Below are 3358 nucleotides of genomic sequence, written 5' to 3'. Positions count from 1 at the left end.
AGCTTCGCCGCCGGGGTGACGCCCCAGGCGGCCTCCTGCACGTAGGCGAGCCGGGCGAAGGTGGCTTCCTGGCCGGCCTGATAGCTGGTGGTGCCCGTCATGGGCCTGTCCTCCGGAAAATGGTGTGACGGAAAGGCCCAGCCGGGCCGGGATTACGAGCCGGAGGCTTCCGGCGTCGGGGCGGGCGCCTTGGCGGCAGCCTTGGGCGTCAGGATCTCGGCGCGCTGGCCGTCCAGCAGCACCGGCGCCAGGTTGGCGTCGCAGGTCTGCTCGCCGACTTGCTTGCCGGACGCGATATCGATGATGGCGAAGATGATGGGCTTGGCCGGTGCATCGGCCTTGCTGTCGTCGGCCATGGTGGCCCTCCTCAGGTTGGAATGCCGATGTCCTGGTAGTGGTAGGCGACGCGCAGGGTCAGGCGATGCCAGTTGCCCTCTTCGTCGTCGCTGCCAGGGTCGAAGCTGAAGCTGTCGTAGATGACGGTGCGCGGCGGCAGGCCGCGGAAGCCGTCGGCGAAGGCCTTGCGCAGCTGCAGGCCCGCGGTGATGCCGGAACCGGTCGGCACCATGACGTGCAGATAGAGCGAGCCGTCCTCGCGCCACACGCCGCCGCCCAGCTCGTAGGGCTCGGCGCCATCACCGCGGATTTCCACCGCCACGAAGGGCGCGGGCGGCTCCGGCAGGTCGTCGAACACCTCGTTCGGCCAGGCCACCGGGAGGCCCTGCGTGGCGGCCGTATCGCGGATCAGCACCTGAGCGTCGGCCCAGACCTCGGGTGAGCTCATCAGCCGGTCACCCAGATGGACCAGCCGAGCAGCTCGGCACCGGCATAGACCGGGCGCGCGCCCTTCACGGTGGAGGTGCGGCCGTCGATCACCAGGCGGTCGGGATTGGCAGGAGGCGCGGGCCAGCCGGCCGCGGCAATCTCGTCGTTCAGGATCTCGACCTGCTGGTCGTTGGCCTGCACGCCGCCCTGGATCTCGTCAGGGCGATAGGCGCGCGGGAAGCCGATCAGCGGGAGGGAGATGGCCGGTGTAGCGCCCCTCGCCTGCCGGATCAGCGTCATGGTGCGGCCGCGGCTGCGGATCAGCCGACGGCGGGTCTCGAGGTGGTGGGACATCAAGCCACCACCCAGCGGCGGTACGGCTCCAGCAGCGCCGCGGCCTGCGGCGGCATCCCGCCCATGTCGGCCGTCGCGATGAAGGAGGCGGAGCCAACCCCCTCGGTGGTTTCGGAGCGCAGCATCGGATCGCGGCCCCGCGCGGCGTGGCGCGCTGCGACCATGATCAGGCAGGCCTGCTCGATGTCGGAAGGCAGATCCCGATTGGGCTCCCCCGGCAGCGCGAAGCCGCCGGTGTATTCCACCGCGGTGACGTCGCAGCCCCATGCTGTCCAGCGCGCCGCGCCGTCGAGGCGATACAGCAGGCCGCTCAGGGTGTTCAGTTCGGTGCCCTCGGCGTCGATCGCCTGCCCGGCCACCGTCAGCGCGACGGCACCCTGAACCGGCGTGCGATCCAGGATGAGCGGCGTGGCGCCACGAGGCCGGAAGGTCTCGCGCACCGTCTCCCGCGCGAACGGGCGGCGGCAGTGGGACACAACCGTCGCCGAGGCCTGGTCGATCAGGTCGCCCAGGTACTTCTCGTCCACGTCATCACCCAGCAGCAGGTGGTCACGCGCGGCCGGGATCGTGGTCAGGCGCCTTCCCTTCGCTGGCGTGATGACGGTGAGCATGGATCAGGCGCTCTTGTTCTCGGGCGCCGGGCCCTCGGCCTTGTTCTCCGGCGCCGGGCCGGTGCTGCGCTGCGCGGCGGCCAGCGCCTCGCGCGGGTTCATCCCGGCGCGCACGTTGTCCCACTTCGCGGCCTCGGTGCGCTCGGCCAGGTCGCGCTGCGCCTCGTGCTTGGCGTGCGCATCAGCGACCGTCGCCTGATCCGGGTCCTTCGGCGCGGTGCCGGCCTGGTTCAGGTTCTCGGTCGGCTCGGTGGTCGCCGTGGCGTTCTGGTCTGCCGCCTTTGCGGCCTTGGGTTCGGCCATGTGGCCCTCCTGAAACGGAAAGCCCCGCGCGAGGCGGGGCTGGTGGCAGAATGGAGGCGCCGGCGCGAGGCCGGCGCGCCCGGTCAGGCGCTGACCTTGGCGAACTTCAGCGCCTGGGTGTCCACGGCCATGCCGCCCACCCGCTTCGTGGTGTAGAAGCCGACGTAAGGCTTGTTCGTGTACGGGTCGCGCAGCGTGCGCGTGCCGATCCGGTCCACGATGGTGTAGGCGCGGCGCATGTCGCCGAAGGCGATCGGCAGGGCGCCGGCCGCCACGTCGGGCATCTGCTCCATGTCGGCGATCGGGAAGCCCAGCAGCGTACCGGGCTCGCCCGCCTGGGCGTTGGGCTGCCAGAGGTAGTTGCCCTGGCCGTCCTTCCAGGTGCGGACCGTCGCCAGCGTTGAGCTGTTCGTGTACCAGCGCGCGCCGGTGCGGTAGCCCGACTTCAGGCGGTAGATCAGCGACACCAGCAGGTCGCCCGGATTGGAGGCGGCGAAGCCGCCGGCCACGCCGGTCACCATGTGCTCGAAGGTGCCGAGCGGGCGGGTGGCGTCCTTGGTCGCGGCCGTCGGGTAGGCCAGGAAGCCCTTGGGCTTCTTCACGCCATCGCCGGTGATGAAGGCCGCGCCCTCGGCCAGGCCGAACTCCTGCGCCAACTCGCCGGCCAGCCACGCCTCGAGATCCACCGCGGCATCGTCCAGCAGGGTCTGCGTGACCTGCGGGTTGGCGTAGAGCTCGCCCATGAAGGCGACGATCTCGGCCAGCTGCGGCGTATTGGTGGCCGGGCGGGCGTCGGTCTCGCCGACCCAGCCGGTGCCGGCGCCGTGCAGGTTCACCAGGCGCTTGTAGTCCGGCGAGGACACGGTGATCTGGTTCGCGTACTGCCGCATCGGGTTTTCGTCGCGCAGCAGGTTCAGGATGTTGCGGTCGACGATCTCCGGCACGAGGTAGCCGCCGTCAGCGGGCACCAGCGTGGACATTGCCTTCACCGCCAGCGCGTTCACCTCGCGCTCGCTGCCCTCGCCGCGGCGGGCGAAGGCGTTGAAGGCGTCGCGGTGCTCGCGGTGCGCCGGCCCCTCGCCGGGCTTCACGTCGCCGCCCGGGCCACCGGGGCGGTTGGACTTCTTGCCCAGCTCCAGCAGCTCGTCCGACAGCTTCTTCAGGTCGCCGTCGATCTTGCTCAGCTTCTCGGTCGTGACCGGATCGGCCGCGCCCTTCTGCTCGATCTGCTTCAGGCGGTTGTCGTTGGTCGACTTGTACTCGTCGAAGGAGCGGTTGATCTTCTCGATCAGCCCCTTGATCTCGGCGAAGCCGGGCTCGCCGTC

The 3358-nt window shown here is 70.6% G+C and carries 6 protein-coding genes; all 6 read right to left on the bottom strand.

The window, feature by feature from the left end; genetic code table 11:
• Nucleotides 1-152 precede the first annotated feature (152 nt).
• Nucleotides 153-356, bottom strand: coding sequence for a hypothetical protein (locus ACFFGY_RS22070; RefSeq protein ID WP_377046698.1), 204 nt, complete (start codon nucleotides 354-356; stop codon nucleotides 153-155).
• Nucleotides 357-367: 11 nt separating this feature from the next.
• The gene (locus tag ACFFGY_RS22065; protein WP_377046697.1) at nucleotides 368-784 is read right to left on the bottom strand and encodes a phage tail terminator-like protein; all 417 of its coding nucleotides are present in this window, start codon (nucleotides 782-784) and stop codon (nucleotides 368-370) included.
• Nucleotides 784-1119 (bottom strand): hypothetical protein, encoded by a 336-nt coding sequence (locus ACFFGY_RS22060; RefSeq protein WP_377046696.1) that lies wholly within the window; start codon nucleotides 1117-1119, stop codon nucleotides 784-786. Before ACFFGY_RS22060 ends, ACFFGY_RS22065 begins: the two co-directional genes overlap by 1 nt.
• Complete coding sequence (locus ACFFGY_RS22055; protein ID WP_377046695.1) at nucleotides 1119-1730, bottom strand: head-tail connector protein; 612 nt, start codon at nucleotides 1728-1730, stop codon at nucleotides 1119-1121. Before ACFFGY_RS22055 ends, ACFFGY_RS22060 begins: the two co-directional genes overlap by 1 nt.
• A gap of 3 nt (nucleotides 1731-1733) precedes the next feature.
• The gene (locus ACFFGY_RS22050; RefSeq protein ID WP_377046694.1) at nucleotides 1734-2033 is read right to left on the bottom strand and encodes a hypothetical protein; all 300 of its coding nucleotides are present in this window, start codon (nucleotides 2031-2033) and stop codon (nucleotides 1734-1736) included.
• An 83-nt stretch (nucleotides 2034-2116) separates the two neighbouring features.
• The coding region (locus ACFFGY_RS22045) for a phage major capsid protein (protein WP_377046693.1) at nucleotides 2117-3358 on the bottom strand (1242 nt) is incomplete at its 5' end.

The organism is Roseomonas elaeocarpi (assembly GCF_042433915.1).
Classification (GTDB): Bacteria; Pseudomonadota; Alphaproteobacteria; order Acetobacterales; family Acetobacteraceae; genus Roseomonas; species Roseomonas elaeocarpi.
This window is presented reverse-complemented; position numbering and strand designations above follow the sequence as displayed.

Coding starts and splice junctions, on each gene's coding strand:
- ACFFGY_RS22070 (WP_377046698.1), bottom strand. CDS start 356: ATGGCCGACGACAGCAAGGCCGATGCACCGGCCAAGCCCATCATCTTC.
- ACFFGY_RS22065 (WP_377046697.1), bottom strand. CDS start 784: ATGAGCTCACCCGAGGTCTGGGCCGACGCTCAGGTGCTGATCCGCGAT.
- ACFFGY_RS22060 (WP_377046696.1), bottom strand. CDS start 1,119: ATGTCCCACCACCTCGAGACCCGCCGTCGGCTGATCCGCAGCCGCGGC.
- ACFFGY_RS22055 (WP_377046695.1), bottom strand. CDS start 1,730: ATGCTCACCGTCATCACGCCAGCGAAGGGAAGGCGCCTGACCACGATC.
- ACFFGY_RS22050 (WP_377046694.1), bottom strand. CDS start 2,033: ATGGCCGAACCCAAGGCCGCAAAGGCGGCAGACCAGAACGCCACGGCG.